This is a genomic window from Stenotrophomonas sp. YJH_SMC_119, from assembly GCF_059368315.1.
In genome coordinates, this window is sequence record NZ_JCAFRP010000005.1 from 159,886 (window position 1) to 174,292 (window position 14,407).

A 14,407-nucleotide genomic window follows, 5' to 3' on the forward strand; every position below is an offset into this window, starting at 1 on the left:
CTCCGGAGGGTTGCCGGCCAGCGGCCGGCACTACCCGATGCCCAGGCCCGGAATCGCGCTGATGCTGTCCGGGTCGAATCCGGCCAGCTCGGCGAAATGACGGCCACGCGCCACGTAATCGCGGTACGCACCAAAGCTCGGTGCGCCCGGCGACAGCAGCACCACCCCACCCTGCTCACCCAGCGCGGCGCGTGCCAACGCCATCGCTTCGGGCAGGTCACCGGCCGCATGCAGACCGAAGCGACCGGTATCGGCCAGCGGCTGCAGCATGGCGTGGATGCGCGGGCCGTTGCTGCCCATGGTCACGATCTCCACCGGCGGCACGTCGTGCGCCATGTGCTGCATGAAATCGGTCCAGTCCAGGCCACGGTCGTGCCCGCCCACCAGCAGCGCAATGCGCTGGCCGGCGAAGCACTCCAGCGCAGCCAGGCTGGCATGCGGCGTGGTGCTGATCGAATCGTTGACGTAGGTCAGGCCATCGGCCACGCCGATGCGCTGCAGGCGGTTGGGCAGCGGACGGAAGTCCTGCACCGCCGGCGCCAGCGCCACGGCATCCAGCCCCAGCGCTTCCAGCGCGGCCAGCACCGCGCACAGGTTGCCGCGGTTGTGGCGGCCCGGCAGCGGCGTGTTGCGGGTATCGAACACCGGCTGTTCGCCGCGATGCACGATGTCACCGCGCATGTGCCAGCCCTGCGGCTGGTTGAACCAGACCACCTCGCTGTCGGGCAGCGACAGCGCGGCCAGGTGCGGATCGGCGGCATTGAGCACGGCGATGCGCGGTGCGGCTTCAGTCACCAGCCGCAGCTTGTCTTCGATGTAACGCTGTTCGCTGCCGTGCCAGTCCAGATGCTCCGGGAACAGGTTCAGCACCACCGCCACCTGCGGGCGGGCGCCACTGCGTGCCACTTCGCCGGTCTGGTAGCTGGACAGTTCCACCGCCCAGTACTCGGGCGCGGGCTGCGGATCCAGCACTTCCAGCAGCGGCAGGCCGATGTTGCCCACCAGGCCGGTGCGATGGCCGGCGGCACGCAGCAGGTGCGCAACCAGCGCGGTGGTGGTGCTCTTGCCCTTGGTACCGGTCACGCACACGGTGTCGTGCACGATGCCATCGTCGGCCGCGTGTTCGGCGAACCACAGCGCGGTGCCACCAATGAAGCGGGTGCCCTGCCCTTCCGCCGCCAGCGCGATTGGCTGGTAAGGGCTGATGCCGGGAGACTTGATCACCACGTCAAACGCGGCCAGCGCTTCAGCAGAAGGCTCGCCACGCACGTCCAGCACGCCCTGCGTTTCCGCACGCGCGGCCTCGACTTCAGCCGCCGGGCAGAACAGGCTCAGCGGCAGCGTGGGCAGGCGCTCACGCAGCACCGCAAACGCGGCGCGGCCCTCACGGCCCCAGCCCCACAGCGCAACGCGCTTTCCTTCAAGCTTCGAAATCTTCACGCACCCGTTCCCACAGCGCAGCCGGAACGCGGTGCTCGCCCTGCAGCTGCAGCAGCGGTGCCAGTTCCAGTTCGGCGGCATCCAGCTGCGGCTGGATCTCGTTGCAGAAGCGCTTCACCAGCACGTCTTCCTTCCACTCCGGGCGTTGCGCCAGGGTCGCCATCGCCGCACGCGATTCGCGGCCTTCGCCCACGCACTCGAACGGCTTGTGGTCCTGGAATTCCAGCAGCGCATCGAAGCCACCGGCCTGCTCGGCATCGTCCAGCAGGTTGCGGCCGAAGATACGCACCAGGCGCGTCTTGGGCATGAACGGGGCCAGCGCCAGGAACACGAAGTGGCACTTCGGGCAGACGCCGCACCAGCGGTTCACCGGGCGCTCGCCGAGGATGTGGAAGTTGCGGTTGCAGCTGGAGAAATGCGCGTCGTAGAAGTCACTCTTGGCGAACTGGCGGGCCACCGCCAGCTCGGACATCGGGCGCAGCAGCGAGTAGTACTGCAGGTCCGCCGCCACGTACTTCTGCACATGGCTGCCGAACGCCTGCTCGCAGGCCCAGCCCTTGGACCACTGATGATTCACTTCGCCGGTGCCCGGAATCTGGCTGCCGTAGCTGGCCGAGCGCTCGTTGGAGAACACCACCTGGTCCACGCCGTGCAGCAACGCGGCCAGCACCATGATCGCCGAGTTCACCACCGTCACCGGGATATGGCCGTTCCATGCGCCCTGGCGATTCAACTCGAACAGTTCAGGTGCCAGCGTGCGGCCCAGGTTCAATGTCGGCAGGCCGGTGCGCTCGGCGCACGCACGGATCAGCTGCGAGCCACCGATCCAGGTCACGGTTTCGTCCACGCCGGCACGGCGCAGCGCTTCGATGCTGACCAGCGAATCCTTGCCGCCGCCGATGGCCACCAGCGCGTGCGGCTGCAGGCCCAGCGACGGCGCCTGCACGGCCTCGCCCTGCACCGGCAACCGGAAGCGGCCGCGCAGGTTCAGGCCATTGCGGTAGGCGAATTCGCCCAGGCCGTTGAGGTAAATGGTCTCCACCAGTGCGGCGGTATCGGCATCGATGCTGTAGCTGTCGATGCTGACCGTCTCCGGCACGCCCGCCTTGTAGTAGCTGACACCGGCGATCAGGTGCAGCAGCTGCAGCGCACGCTGCACGGCGGCGGCACGCGCCTCGTCCAGCACGAACGGGGCGCCCGGCACGGTGATGGTCTCCACCATCTCCGGGCCGTCATCAAAGGCATAGACCAGCCTGGCCACGCCGGTCTCCGCGGCGAATTCGCAGCGGACGAAGCGGAAGCGGGAAACCTGGTGTTTGTCGAAAGCAGTCATGGTGTATCCGGTCAGGCACGGGCCCGCGCGATGGCGCGCGGCGTGTCGGTGGGCGGGTGCAGGGCGCGCGCGGCGATCATTCGATCACGTCTTCGCGCGGCAGCATCCGCTGGTTGTAGGTGTTGGCCATCGAATAGCCGTAGGCGCCGGCATCGGCGATCAGCATCACGTCGTCCGGCGCGGTCGACACCGGCAGCTTGCGGCGCTTGCCGAACACGTCGCTGGACTCGCAGATCGGGCCGACCACATCGAACGCCGCCTCGGCATACCCACCCTGGCGGCTGAGGTTCTCGATGTCGTGCCAGGCGTCGTACAGGGCCGGGCGCATCAATGCATTCATGCCGGCATCCAGGCCGACACGGCGCACGCCGTCCTTTTCCACCACCTGGGTGGCGTGGGTCAGCAGCACGCCGGATTCGGCCACCAGGTAGCGGCCCGGCTCGATCGCCAGGCGGAACGCCGGATGCAGCGCCTTGACCTCAGCCAGGCCCTCGGCCCAGGCATCCAGATCGAACGGCTCGTCCTCGGCGGAATACGGAATCGGCAGGCCGCCGCCGATGTCGATGGTCTGCACGCTGCCGATGCGGCGGGCGAAACCGGCCAGCTCATCGCACATCAGGCGCCAGTGCTGCGCGGTCTCCACGCCGCTGCCCAGGTGCGCGTGCAGGCCGACCACGCGGCTGCCCAGATCAGTGGCTGCGCGCACGAACTCATCGACACGGGCGATCGGCAGGCCGAACTTGGACTCCTTGCCACCGGTACGGACCTTGGCGTGGTGGCCCTCGCCACGGCCCAGGTCAACGCGCAGCCACAGCTCGCGGTTGCGGAACAGGTCCGGCCAGCGCTGCAGTGCCTCGACGTTGTCGACCGTCACGGTCACGCCCAGCGCGAATGCGGCTTCGTACTCGCTGCGCGGGCAGAAGCTGGGAGTGAACAGCACGCGCTTGGGCGACAGTTCCGGCAGGTGCTGGAACACGTGCTTCAGTTCGCCATGCGACACGCACTCCAGGCCGAAGCCTTCGGCTTCCAGCAGCTGCAGGATGGCCGGGTGGCTGTTGGCCTTGATCGCGTAGTAGCGCTGGTCGATCGGCTTGATCGCGGCCAGCGCGCGGGCGCGGGCGCGCACGGTCGGCAGGTGGTAGACGTAGCGCGGCGTACCGGCATCGGCCAGCTGCAGCAGGTGCGCACGCTGGCCGCGCCACCACGGCGTGCCACGCGGGCGCACGGTGCCGGCGATCTCGCGCCAGCGCGGGCCGAACACTTCGGTCTCTTCCACCGGCATCGCGCCGCTGTCGATCAGCTCGGCGTGCAGCACCGGCAGCAGGCCATCGGCATCGGCCTCGTCGATGACGAAGGTCAGGTTCAGGTCGTTGGACGACTGCGAGATCATGTGCACGCGCTCGCGGCCGAAGGTCGCCCACACGTCCGACAGCTTGTGCAGCAGCGAACGCATGCCACGGCCCACCAGAGTGATCGCCGCACACGGCACGATCACCTTCACCTTGCAGATCTGCGACAGGTCGGCCGACAGCGCGGCCAGCACATCGGTATTGACCAGGTTCTCGGACGGATCCAGCGACACGGTGACGTTGGTTTCGGCCGAACCGATCAGGTCCACCGACAGGCCGTGCTTCTTGAACAGATTGAACACATCGGCCAGGAAGCCGACCTGCTGCCACATGCCGATGCCTTCCATCGACACCAGCACGATGCCGTTGCGGCGGCTGATCGCCTTCACCCCTGGTACCGGCGCGGCGCTGCCATCGATGCTGGTGCCGGGCAGTTCCGGGCGCTCGGTATCGAGGATGGCCATCGGTACGCCGGCATCGCGGCACGGCTTGATCGAGCGCGGGTGCAGCACCTTGGCGCCGGTGGTGGCGATTTCCTGCGCCTCGTAATAGTCCAGGCGGGTCAGCAGGCGCGCGTCCGGCACATCCTTCGGATTGGCACTGAACATGCCCGGCACATCGGTCCAGATCTCCACGCGGCTGGCACCGAGCAGCGCACCGAAGTACGCCGCCGAGGTATCCGAGCCACCGCGGCCGAGGATGGCGGTACCGCCATCGGCGTGCCGCGAGATGAAGCCCTGGGTGATCAGCAGGCGGGTCGGCTGCGCACGGAAGCGCTGCATCCATTCCGCGTCGGCACGCCACTGGCAGTTCACCGACAGGCGCTGCGACCAGTCGCTCTGGTTCGGCTGCGGCGGCATCGCGTCCAGCCACTGGCGGGCATCCATCCAGCCCATGTCCAGGCCCGAAGCGTGCAGGTAGGCCGCACCCAGGGTGGAGGACAGCAGCTCGCCCTGGCCCAGCACTTCGGCCTGCCAGTCGAGCGGACGGGTGGCTGCACGCGCATCGTCGAGCAGGCCCTGCAGCGCGGCGAGGCGATCGGCCAGCACCTCGCGGCCCAGGCCGAGTTCAACCAGGAAGGCCTCGTGGCGTTCGACCAGCGCCGCCACGCGGTCCCGGCTGTCGGGCGCGCCATCGGCGATCGCGGTCAGTTCGTTGGTGACCCCGGACAGCGCCGACACCACCACCAGCACGCGCGAGCCGGTCTCTTCCGCGCGTTTTTTCGCCAGCTTCCCGATCGTGTCCCAGCGGTGACGACGCGACACCGAGGTGCCGCCGAACTTCAGTACGATCCAACGATCGACAAGGGGGGAAGCTGACATGGATTGGCTATGTAGAATGTGGGGAAGCCGCCCTCGGGGGCGGAACCTTTGATTCTAAGCGCAATATCCCCGTAGATGGCCGTCCTCCGTTACCTGCAGCTCGATGTCTTCGCCCCCCGCCCCGGCACCGGCAACCCGCTGGGCGTCATCCTGGACGCCGACGGGCTCTCCAGCAGCCAGATGCAGGCCCTGGCCGCCTGGCTGAACCTGTCCGAGACGGTGTTCTTCCTGCGCCCCAGCACGCCGGGCGCCGACTACCACATCCGCATCTTCACCCCGACCCGCGAGCTGGCCTTCGCCGGCCACCCCAGCGTCGGCGCCGCCTGGGCGGCGGTGACCTGCGGCCAGGCGCAACCGCACGACGGTGCCCTGCTGCAGCAATGTGCGGCGGGGTTGCTGCCGGTACGGGTGAGCGGCCCGGCCGAGGCACTGCAGATCCAGCTGGCCAGCCCACCGGCGCGGCAACTGGACACCGCGGCCGACGGAGCGCCCGAAGCGCTGCTGGCGCTGGCCGACAGCGGGCACGTGCCCGAACTGTGGGACAACGGCGCACGCTGGTGGCTGTTGCCGCTGCGCGACGCCGCCGCCGTACGCAACCTTGTGCCGGACATGGCCACGCTGGCCGACTGGAGCCTCGCCACCGACGCGACCGGTGTGGCCGTGTTCGCCGACGAGGCCGGCGACGACCACACCCGGGTGGTGCGCGCTTTCTGCCCCGCTGATGCAGCCGCCGTGCCCGAAGATCCGGTGACCGGCAGCGCCAATGCCTTGATCGGCGCCTGGCTGCGCCAGCGCGATGCCCTGCCCGGCCGCGAGGGCCGCTACGTCGCCAGCCAGGGCCGCGAAGTCGGTCGCGATGGTCGCGTACAGGTCGAGGTTGATGCGCAGGGCACGGTGTGGATCGGCGGCCAGGTGCAGTGCGTGATCGACGGCAGCATCCGCTGGTAGCCCACGGGAAAAAGGGGAAAAAGGGGACGGAGGGAATTAAGTCGCTTATGGCACATGAGGCAAAAGCGACTTAATTCCCTCCGTCCCCTTTTTGGTGCCCCGCGCTACGCTATGCGGCCTGTTTACTGGAGTGCCGCCTGATGTCCACCCGCCGTTTCCTGCAGCTGGACGTGTTCTCCCCGCGCGCCGGCGCTGGCAATCCGCTGGCCGTGGTACTCGATGCCGAGGGCCTGGACGACGCCAGCATGCAGGCCATCGCGCGCTGGACGCGCCTGCCCGAAACCACCTTCGTGTTCCCGCCACAGGTGCCGGGCGCCAGCTATCGATTGCGCATGTTCAGCCCGCAGAAGGAAGTACCGTTCGCGGGCCACCCCAGCGTCGGCACCGCGCATGCGGTGCTGCAGGCGGGCCTGGCCGCAGCGGTCGACGGCGTGCTGGTGCAGGACGGCATTGCCGGCGCGCTGCCGCTGCGCGTCAGCGGTGAGGGTACGCAGCAGCGCATCGCCATCCGCACCCCGCGCGCGCAGCTGGCCGAGACTGCCGAGGCCACCGATCCTCGCCTGCAGGCCGCGCTGAAGGGCTGGCCGCTGGGCACACTGCCGCCGGCACGCATGCAGGGTGGCCGCAGCTGGTGGGTGGTGCAGGTGGCCGACGAGGCCGCATTGCGCGCGCTGCAGCCAGACTGGGATGCAGTGGCCGCACTGGCTGAATCCACCGACAGCATGGGCGTGTTCGCCTATGCCTTCAGCGATGGCAGCGAGGGTTTCGACCTGGCCGTACGTGCCTTCGTCGGCAATGGACGCCGCTTCGAGGACGCCGCCTCGGGTGCGGCCAATGCGGTGCTGGCCGCGTGGCTGGACCTGCGTGACGCGCTGCCGCGTGGACGGACGCCGTTTGAAGTCAGCCAGGGCCGCGAAGTCGGCCATGACGCGCGCCTGACCCTGCTGGTCGACCAGGACGGCGAGGTCTGGTCTGGCGGGCAGGTGCAGACGGTGATCAGCGGCACCATCGATTGGTAAACACCATCGAGGTGGAGCCGAAGGCAGCGGCAGGAGCCGCTGCCAACGTCGGACGCGACGGCCCGGAGGGTGGCGGCCAGGAAGGCCGCCATAACGCTGGCCGGCTGTCACCTGGACCTCGACATCATGCGGTTGTCGGCCAGCGGCCGGCACTACCCTCAGCCCAGCTCGGCTTCCAGGCTGATCGGCACCGCGCTCAGCGCCTTGGACACCGGGCAGTTCTGCTTGGCGTCATCGGCAATCGCGCGGAACTGCGTCGCATCGATACCCGGCACCACTGCCTTCACCTTCAGCCGGATCTGCGACAGCTGCGGGCCGCCCTCCAATGACAGATCGACCTTGGCTTCGGTATCCAGCGAGGTCGGGGTAAAGCCGGCTTCGCCGAGCTTGGCCGACAGCGCCATGGTGAAGCAACCGGCGTGCGCAGCAGCGATGAGCTCTTCCGGGTTGGTGCCCTTTTCGTCGCCGAAACGGCTGTTGAAGCCGTAGCGTGTCTTGTCCAGCAGCCCGCTCTGCGGCGTGCTCAGCTGCCCCTTGCCCGACTTCAGATCGCCTTCCCAGTGCGCGGTGGCGTGTCGCGAGATTCCCATGTGCTGCTCCTGCGTGACGGTGATGAACGGTCACCCTCGCACGGGAGGCGTTAGCCCTGCGTCGCTCCGCCGCACGCCGCAGGTCGCCTTCCGAACCCGGCGCGTGGACACTTTCTCACCAGCCGGAAACGCATTTTTCTCTTGTTTTCAGTGGTTTCGCGCATTCCGCCGATGGGCGGGCGTGGGCCGTCGCGCGCGTTGCCACACCCCCGTCCCCCACGGCGCGCCATGTACTGAATCGGCCTGGATATGAAAAAACATGCACTTTCCGCGCTTCGGGCTATTGGCGGCGCCCAAGAGTTGCCCTACATTGCGCTTGCCGACGGGGTTCGGCGCCGACCAAACAACCAACCGTTCACGGAACAGGAAACCATGGCAAAGACCGCTAAGAAGGCTGCCCCGAAGAAGGCAGTGAAGAAAGTCGCGACGAAGGCAGCCGCCAAGCCGGCCGCTCCGAAGCCGATCAAGGAAGTGCTGACCAAGTCCGGCCTGGTTGCACACATCGCTGAAGCCTCCGGCGTCGTCGCCAAGGACGTCCGCGCTGTGCTGGCCTCGCTGGAAAGCGCCGTTGCCTCCTCGGTGCACAAGAAGGGCGCTGGCTCCTTCACCCTGCCGGGCCTGCTGAAGATCACCACCGTCAATGTGCCGGCCAAGCCGAAGCGCAAGGGCATCAACCCGTTCACCAAGGAAGAGCAGTGGTTCGCTGCCAAGCCGGCCACCACCAAGCTGAAGGTGCGTCCGCTGAAGAAGCTGAAGGACGCCGCGCTGTAAGCGCGCGCCCCAACGCGGATTCCGACGGGACGGCTCTGGCCGTCCCGTTTTCTTTTGCACGTTCCCGGCAGCAGGTCCACGCCACGCGTGGATGCGCCGCCCCGGGGCATCCGCAACACAGCGTTGCCGCATACTGGAAAATCCCCGTTCAAGCCCGTCGCCATTAGCCAGGCGCGGCCTGGGCAGGCCCTGGAACGTACCGGGTGGAACACTGCGTGCAGCCCCGGCCATCGCCGCCGGGCACGGCCTTGCCTAAGGTGGGCGCATCCTCCACAGCAACGGCGAGCATCCCCTCATGGCCAGCCCCTCCACCCGCTACCGGATCTCGGTGACCCCCATCGAAAAGGACGGGTTGCAGTGCACCGGGCGCTGCACCATCGAACTGGAGCATCGCGCCAGCCGCGACCTGATGCGCCTGCTGGAAGCGGCGCCACGCACCGCTGGCATCAGCGGTGATGAACGCGCGACCCTGGTGATCGCCACCCAGCTGCTGCGCGACATCGTGCAGCGCCACGCAGAGACCGATGGACATGCGTTGGCCGCCATCGCCGGGCAGGTGCTGCCGGCACTGGATGCGCTGGAGCAGTTGCCCTCCTCCCGCTGATTCCCGCGCAGCCGATACACTGTCTCCCCCACATCGCCTCGGGGAGGAGGCATGCGCAGGACGCTTTTCCTGATCGTGCCCCTGGCGCTGCTCGGCTGCTCCAAGCCTGCGGCAGCGCCTGATGTTGCGCCAGCGCCGGCTGTCGCCAGCGCCGGAACGCAGGGCATTACCAGCACCGAAGCGGCGTCCCTGCAGACACCGGCGATCGATCCGCTGTTCGCTGCGGTCGCTGCCGACGCCCAACCACCATCGGTGATGCTCAACCGCTACGTGATCGCGCTGCTCAACCGCAACCGCAGCGCCAGCGATGCGGCATGGGCGATTCCACCGGCCGACCCGCACCGCGCAGATGACGCTGCCATACGCCAGCTGCAGGGCGTGCGTACGCTGCGGCTGGACAGCGAGCCCCCGGTGGCACGCGACGGCCAGCATCCTCCCAAGCTGCTGGAGGTGCCGGTGCGGATCCGCGCGGTCACCACGCAAGGCACCTTCCGCTTCGGCGGCTGGTACCGCGTGCAGCCCAGTGCTGATGGCCGCGGCTGGCAGATCCAGTCGGCGCAACTGCGGCCAACGCTGGACTGAACCATTGCAGCGGCATGCACGCGCGATTCAGCCGCCCCGGCTACTCTTTCCTCCATCCTTTCCCAGTCCAGCGGTCACCGCCATGCGCCTGCGTTCCCTGATGACCCGCCTCGCCGCCTCCACCGTGCTGATCGCCGCCGCGATCGGCGCGCAGGCCGCCCCATCCATTTCCGGCCGCGAACTGTCGGTCGGCGCCAGCGATGTGCAGCAGTATCTCGATGGCAGCTTCCCGCGCACCCAGGACGCGTTGGGCGGACTGATCGCCCTCACCATGAGCCACCCCCAGCTGAGCCTCCCGGCCGGCGAGCGCTTGAACCTTGGCATGGACGTGGCACTGGCCACTGCCGGTGGCAATCCGGCCAAACTGGGTACGGTGAAGCTCAGCAGCGGCCTGCGCTACGACGCGCAGACCCAGGGATTCCACCTGCAGCAGCCGAGCGTGGATGACTTCACACCGGCCAACCAGGGCGGTCGTCTCGACTCCCGTACCCGTGGCCTGCTAAACGCCTGGCTGAGCGACTACGCCCAGCGGGAGCCGATCTACAAGCTGGACCCGGCCGTGGCCGGCGTGCTTGGCGCGCTGCAGGTGCAATCGGCACAGGTGAAGAACGGCAAGCTGGTGGTCACCTTCAACCAGAACCTGGGCAACCTGGTGCCGGCAGGCGTGCTGGGCAAGTAAGGTGGTGCCGGCCAGCGGCCGGCACTACCGGCAGCGCATCAGGCGGCGAGTGCCTTGACCACCGCCTCACTGAAGGCTGGGATGTCGTCCGGCTTGCGGCTGGTGATCACGTTGCCGTCGACCACGACCTCGGCATCGCGCCAGTTCGCCCCCGCATTGGTCAGATCCTGCTGCAGGGACGGCCAGGACGTCAGCTCGCGGCCATCGGCGAGGCCACTGTTGATCAGCAGCCACGGGCCATGGCAGATCGCCGCCACAGGCTTGCCGGCTTCGTCTACTGCGCGGACGAAGCCGAGTACAGCCTCGTCGATACGCAGCGTGTCCGGATTGATGACCCCTCCCGGCAGCACCAGGGCATCGAAGCTGGCCGGATCGGCCTCATCCAGCGGAATATCCACTGCAACGGCGTCGCCCCAGTTCTTCTCTTTCCAGCCCTTGATCGTCGCCTCCTTTGCAGGCGACACGACGCTGACGCGCGCGCCTTCGGCTTCCAGCAGACGCTTGGGTTCGGTCAGTTCGGACTGTTCAAAGCCGTGGGTGGCAAGGATGGCAATCTGCTTGCCCTTCAAACGTTCTGCCATGGGTGCACTCCGGTTGGGGGTGCCGACAGAATGGAAGAACGGCCCTTGCACGGCGGTGACCCTGCCGTGCACGGCAGGTGGAGAGCCTCCGGGTGGTGCCGGCCGCTGGCCGGCACCTGGATTGCGCCTTGCCGGCCAGCGGCCGGCACTACCCGGTACCGGTCAGCGCTTGGGCTGCAGCATGGTGCCGGTGCACTTGGGCGAGCCGCAGCGGCACTCCCAGATCTTCTTCAGCTTGGCGGTGTGACGCTCGGCCAGGGTGATGCCGTAGTTGTAGGTCAGCTCTTCGCCGGCCTTGATGTCACGCAGCGCCTCGATGAACACCTTGTCGCCACGGCTGTCACCGTCCTCATCTTCCTCGATCACCGCCTCGCAGTTCGGATCGCAGCTGTGGTTGATCCAGCGCGCATCGTTGCCCTTGTAGTTGGCATCGATCACCCAGTCATCGTTGAGGGTGAACAGGAAGGTATGGCCGCTTTCGACATCGCCGCTGTCATCGGCATCAACGTCGCCGTGGCTGCGCAGCAGGCCCTTGTACTGGATCACGCGCTCGCCCTGCTTGATCGGGGCCACGGCGAACACGCCGTTGCCATGGATGGCGGACTTGCGGGCTTGGATCTTCTTCGGCATCGGCACGGGCTGTTTGCAGCGGATGGAACCGGGATTCTCGCCCATTCCGGGTGATTGCGAAAATCACCCCGTTGGCGCAGCATGGCGCCCCGGCGGTGGCCCCGGTGCGTCGTCCCGGTCCGTCCCAGCGCCGGCTGAATGCCCGGGTTGGATGCCGGCGAATAAAAGCGTACAATTTCAGTCCGCTTTAAGAACCGCTCGCATTCCCATGTTGCGTGTCACCAAGCTCACCGATTACGCCACCGTGGTGCTGACCGTGCTTGCCGCCCGTCCGGGCGAGGTGCTCAGTGCCACCGAGCTGGCCGAATTCACCGGCCTGGAGCCGCCCACCGTCAGCAAGGTGCTCAAGCCGCTGGCCCAGGCCGGCCTGGTCGAAGGCCTGCGCGGTGTCCGTGGCGGCTACCGCCTGACCCGCCCGGCCATCGAGATCTCGCTGTTCGAAGTGGTCGAAGCGATGGAAGGGCCATTGGCCCTGACCGAATGCAGCCACGACCACCACCAGTGCGGCATGGCGCCCAAGTGCGGCGCGCGCAGCAGCTGGCGGCTGATCAACGACGTGGTCTCCGAGGCCCTGCGCGATGTCACCCTCGCCCAGATCCTGCCCCCTCTTCCCCTTGCCGATGACGAACAGCGCCGCACCATCGCTGTCGACGTCGTCTCCTGATCCACAGGCAGCCCCCCATGGCCACCGAAACCATCGAAAACGTCGCCCACGACGACACCCCCAACCGCGAGATCCACGAGCAGCTCGGCCGCAAGTATTCGGCCGGCTTCATCACCGAGATCGAATCGGACTCCCTGCCGCCGGGCCTGGACGAGGACACCATCCGTGCCCTGTCGGCCAAGAAGGACGAGCCGGAGTGGATGACGCAGTGGCGCCTGGACGCCTACCGCCACTTCCTGACCATGCCGATGCCGGACTGGGCCAAGCTGGAGATCGCGCCGATCGACCTGCAGGCGCTCAGCTACTACTCCGCGCCCAAGGGCCCGAAGTACGCCTCGCTGGATGACGTGCCCAAGGAACTGCTCGACACCTACGACAAGCTGGGCGTGCCGCTGCACGAGCGTGCCAAGCTTGCAGGCGTGGCGGTGGACGCGGTGTTCGACTCGGTGTCCGTCGGTACCACGTTCCGCAAGGAACTGGCCGAGAAGGGCATCATCTTCTGCTCGATGTCCGAGGCCATCAAGGAACATCCGGAACTGGTCCGCCAGTACCTGGGCACCGTGGTGCCGGTAGGCGACAACTACTTCGCCGCGCTCAATTCGGCGGTGTTCTCCGATGGCAGCTTCGTGTTCATTCCCAAGGGCGTGCGTTGCCCGATGGAACTGAGCACCTACTTCCGCATCAATGCCGGCCACACCGGCCAGTTCGAGCGCACCCTGATCGTGTGCGAGGACAAGGCCTACGTGTCCTACCTGGAAGGCTGCACCGCGCCGATGCGCGACGAGAACCAGCTGCACGCGGCGGTGGTCGAGCTGGTCGCGCTGGAAGACGCGGAGATCAAGTACTCCACCGTGCAGAACTGGTACCCGGGCGACGAGAACGGCGTCGGCGGCATCTACAACTTCGTCACCAAGCGTGCCGAATGCCGTGGCGCGCGCAGCAAGGTCACCTGGACCCAGGTCGAAACCGGTTCGGCGATCACCTGGAAGTACCCGTCCTGCGTGCTGCTCGGCGACGACTCGGTCGGTGAGTTCCACTCCGTGGCGCTGACCCATCACCGCCAGCAGGCGGACACCGGCACCAAGATGATCCACGTCGGCAAGCGCACCAAGAGCAAGATCGTCAGCAAGGGCATCAGTGCCGGCCGTGGCCAGAACACCTACCGCGGCCTGGTGCGGGTGGACCGCAACGCCGATGGCGCGCGCAACTACACCCAGTGCGATTCGCTGCTGATCGGCAAGCAGTGTGGCGCACACACCTTCCCCTACATCGAGGTGAAGAACCCGGGCGCCACCGTCGAACACGAGGCCACCACCTCGAAGATTTCCGACGACCAGCTGTTCTACTGCCGCGCCCGTGGCATCAGCCAGGAAGACGCGGTGTCGATGATCGTCGACGGCTTCTGCAAGCAGGTGTTCCGCGAACTGCCGATGGAGTTCGCGGTGGAGGCCAAGAAGCTGCTGGAAGTCTCGCTGGAAGGAAGCGTCGGATGATGCGTACGTCTTTGCCCGCACTGTTGCTGCTGGGCCTTTCGCCCTGGGCCCTGGCCAACGCGTCCTGCACCCCCGAAGACCTGGTGGGTGCCACCCCGGTCAGATTGCCCGCCAGCACGGTCATCTCCGCGCCGAAAGAATTTTCGATAGTGCTGACAACGCGGCAGGACGGCAGCTTCGGCGCGATCCGGGCTCGCCTGAGCTCGGGCAACCGTGAGCTGGATCGCGCCGCTGCCGAATCCATCCGACAGGCCTCCCTCGCAGTCTCCTGCCTGCAAGAACCCGGTGAAGAGATCATCGTGGTTTTCTCCGCCCTCCCCGCTCAACCTGGGCAGCCCGGCAACGGCACGGTGCAGATCGTCCGCATCGACCCCGCAGCCCCGAAACCTACCAAGCCATGAC

15 protein-coding genes are annotated in these 14,407 nt (G+C 67.5%); 9 read left to right on the forward strand and 6 right to left on the reverse strand.

Going from position 1 to position 14,407, the window contains the following annotated elements; all coding sequences use genetic code 11:
* Positions 1 to 30: 30 nt before the first annotated feature.
* The 3 genes from murD to AC5P6S_RS09945 all read right to left on the reverse strand — a co-directional run bounded on the left by murD (position 31) and on the right by AC5P6S_RS09945 (position 5,444).
* Positions 31 to 1,440 carry a UDP-N-acetylmuramoyl-L-alanine--D-glutamate ligase gene (gene murD, locus AC5P6S_RS09935; protein ID WP_495204589.1) on the reverse strand — a complete coding sequence of 470 codons (1,410 nt, stop codon included), beginning with the start codon at positions 1,438 to 1,440 and terminating at the stop codon, positions 31 to 33.
* A complete protein-coding gene (gene murL, locus AC5P6S_RS09940) occupies positions 1,421 to 2,773 on the reverse strand; it encodes a UDP-N-acetyl-alpha-D-muramoyl-L-alanyl-L-glutamate epimerase (RefSeq protein ID WP_043034178.1) in 1,353 nt (450 codons plus the stop codon). The genes murD and murL overlap by 20 nt, the downstream gene beginning before the upstream one ends.
* Positions 2,774 to 2,849: 76 nt before the next feature.
* The gene (locus AC5P6S_RS09945; protein ID WP_024956952.1) at positions 2,850 to 5,444 is read right to left on the reverse strand and encodes a bifunctional aspartate kinase/diaminopimelate decarboxylase; all 2,595 of its coding nucleotides are present in this window, start codon (positions 5,442 to 5,444) and stop codon (positions 2,850 to 2,852) included.
* A gap of 75 nt (positions 5,445 to 5,519) precedes the next feature.
* On the opposite strand from AC5P6S_RS09945, the gene AC5P6S_RS09950 reads away from it, so the two are divergent.
* Together AC5P6S_RS09950 and AC5P6S_RS09955 are read left to right on the forward strand one after the other, a co-directional pair.
* Complete coding sequence (locus tag AC5P6S_RS09950; RefSeq protein WP_060380765.1) at positions 5,520 to 6,392, forward strand: PhzF family phenazine biosynthesis protein; 873 nt, start codon at positions 5,520 to 5,522, stop codon at positions 6,390 to 6,392.
* A 140-nt stretch (positions 6,393 to 6,532) separates the two neighbouring features.
* On the forward strand, positions 6,533 to 7,411 hold the full coding sequence (locus AC5P6S_RS09955; RefSeq protein ID WP_099480374.1) for a PhzF family phenazine biosynthesis protein: 879 nt from the start codon (positions 6,533 to 6,535) through the stop codon (positions 7,409 to 7,411).
* A gap of 158 nt (positions 7,412 to 7,569) precedes the next feature.
* Here AC5P6S_RS09955 and AC5P6S_RS09960 read toward each other — a convergent pair whose 3' ends face one another.
* Positions 7,570 to 8,001 (reverse strand): OsmC family protein, encoded by a 432-nt coding sequence (locus AC5P6S_RS09960; protein ID WP_005408443.1) that lies wholly within the window; start codon positions 7,999 to 8,001, stop codon positions 7,570 to 7,572.
* A 372-nt stretch (positions 8,002 to 8,373) separates the two neighbouring features.
* Here AC5P6S_RS09960 and AC5P6S_RS09965 point away from each other — a divergent pair, with 372 nt between their 5' ends.
* From AC5P6S_RS09965 to AC5P6S_RS09980, 4 genes are all read left to right on the forward strand, one after another.
* On the forward strand, positions 8,374 to 8,772 hold the full coding sequence (locus AC5P6S_RS09965) for an HU family DNA-binding protein (RefSeq protein ID WP_005408442.1): 399 nt from the start codon (positions 8,374 to 8,376) through the stop codon (positions 8,770 to 8,772).
* Positions 8,773 to 9,067: 295 nt separating this feature from the next.
* Positions 9,068 to 9,376 (forward strand): DUF3861 family protein, encoded by a 309-nt coding sequence (locus AC5P6S_RS09970; RefSeq protein WP_005408441.1) that lies wholly within the window; start codon positions 9,068 to 9,070, stop codon positions 9,374 to 9,376.
* Between the two features lie 51 nt (positions 9,377 to 9,427).
* The gene (locus AC5P6S_RS09975; RefSeq protein ID WP_043034182.1) at positions 9,428 to 9,958 is read left to right on the forward strand and encodes a hypothetical protein; all 531 of its coding nucleotides are present in this window, start codon (positions 9,428 to 9,430) and stop codon (positions 9,956 to 9,958) included.
* 82 nt (positions 9,959 to 10,040) lie between these two features.
* The gene (locus AC5P6S_RS09980; protein ID WP_005408439.1) at positions 10,041 to 10,637 is read left to right on the forward strand and encodes a YceB family lipoprotein; all 597 of its coding nucleotides are present in this window, start codon (positions 10,041 to 10,043) and stop codon (positions 10,635 to 10,637) included.
* A gap of 38 nt (positions 10,638 to 10,675) precedes the next feature.
* Here AC5P6S_RS09980 and AC5P6S_RS09985 read toward each other — a convergent pair whose 3' ends face one another.
* Together AC5P6S_RS09985 and AC5P6S_RS09990 are read right to left on the reverse strand one after the other, a co-directional pair.
* Entirely contained in the window at positions 10,676 to 11,218 is a 543-nt protein-coding gene (locus tag AC5P6S_RS09985; RefSeq protein ID WP_495204590.1) for a type 1 glutamine amidotransferase domain-containing protein, read from the reverse strand.
* Between the two features lie 162 nt (positions 11,219 to 11,380).
* Positions 11,381 to 11,848, reverse strand: coding sequence for an SET domain-containing protein (locus tag AC5P6S_RS09990; protein WP_012479369.1), 468 nt, complete (start codon positions 11,846 to 11,848; stop codon positions 11,381 to 11,383).
* A 208-nt stretch (positions 11,849 to 12,056) separates the two neighbouring features.
* On the opposite strand from AC5P6S_RS09990, the gene AC5P6S_RS09995 reads away from it, so the two are divergent.
* The 3 genes from AC5P6S_RS09995 to AC5P6S_RS10005 are packed head-to-tail and all read left to right on the forward strand — an operon-like array spanning position 12,057 to position 14,406.
* On the forward strand, positions 12,057 to 12,512 hold the full coding sequence (locus AC5P6S_RS09995; protein ID WP_005408436.1) for an SUF system Fe-S cluster assembly regulator: 456 nt from the start codon (positions 12,057 to 12,059) through the stop codon (positions 12,510 to 12,512).
* Between the two features lie 17 nt (positions 12,513 to 12,529).
* Positions 12,530 to 14,005: a Fe-S cluster assembly protein SufB gene (gene sufB, locus AC5P6S_RS10000; RefSeq protein WP_005408435.1), complete on the forward strand. Its 1,476-nt coding sequence runs from the start codon at positions 12,530 to 12,532 to the stop codon at positions 14,003 to 14,005.
* Complete coding sequence (locus tag AC5P6S_RS10005; protein WP_099474280.1) at positions 14,002 to 14,406, forward strand: hypothetical protein; 405 nt, start codon at positions 14,002 to 14,004, stop codon at positions 14,404 to 14,406. The genes sufB and AC5P6S_RS10005 overlap by 4 nt, the downstream gene beginning before the upstream one ends.
* Position 14,407: the final 1 nt, after the last annotated feature.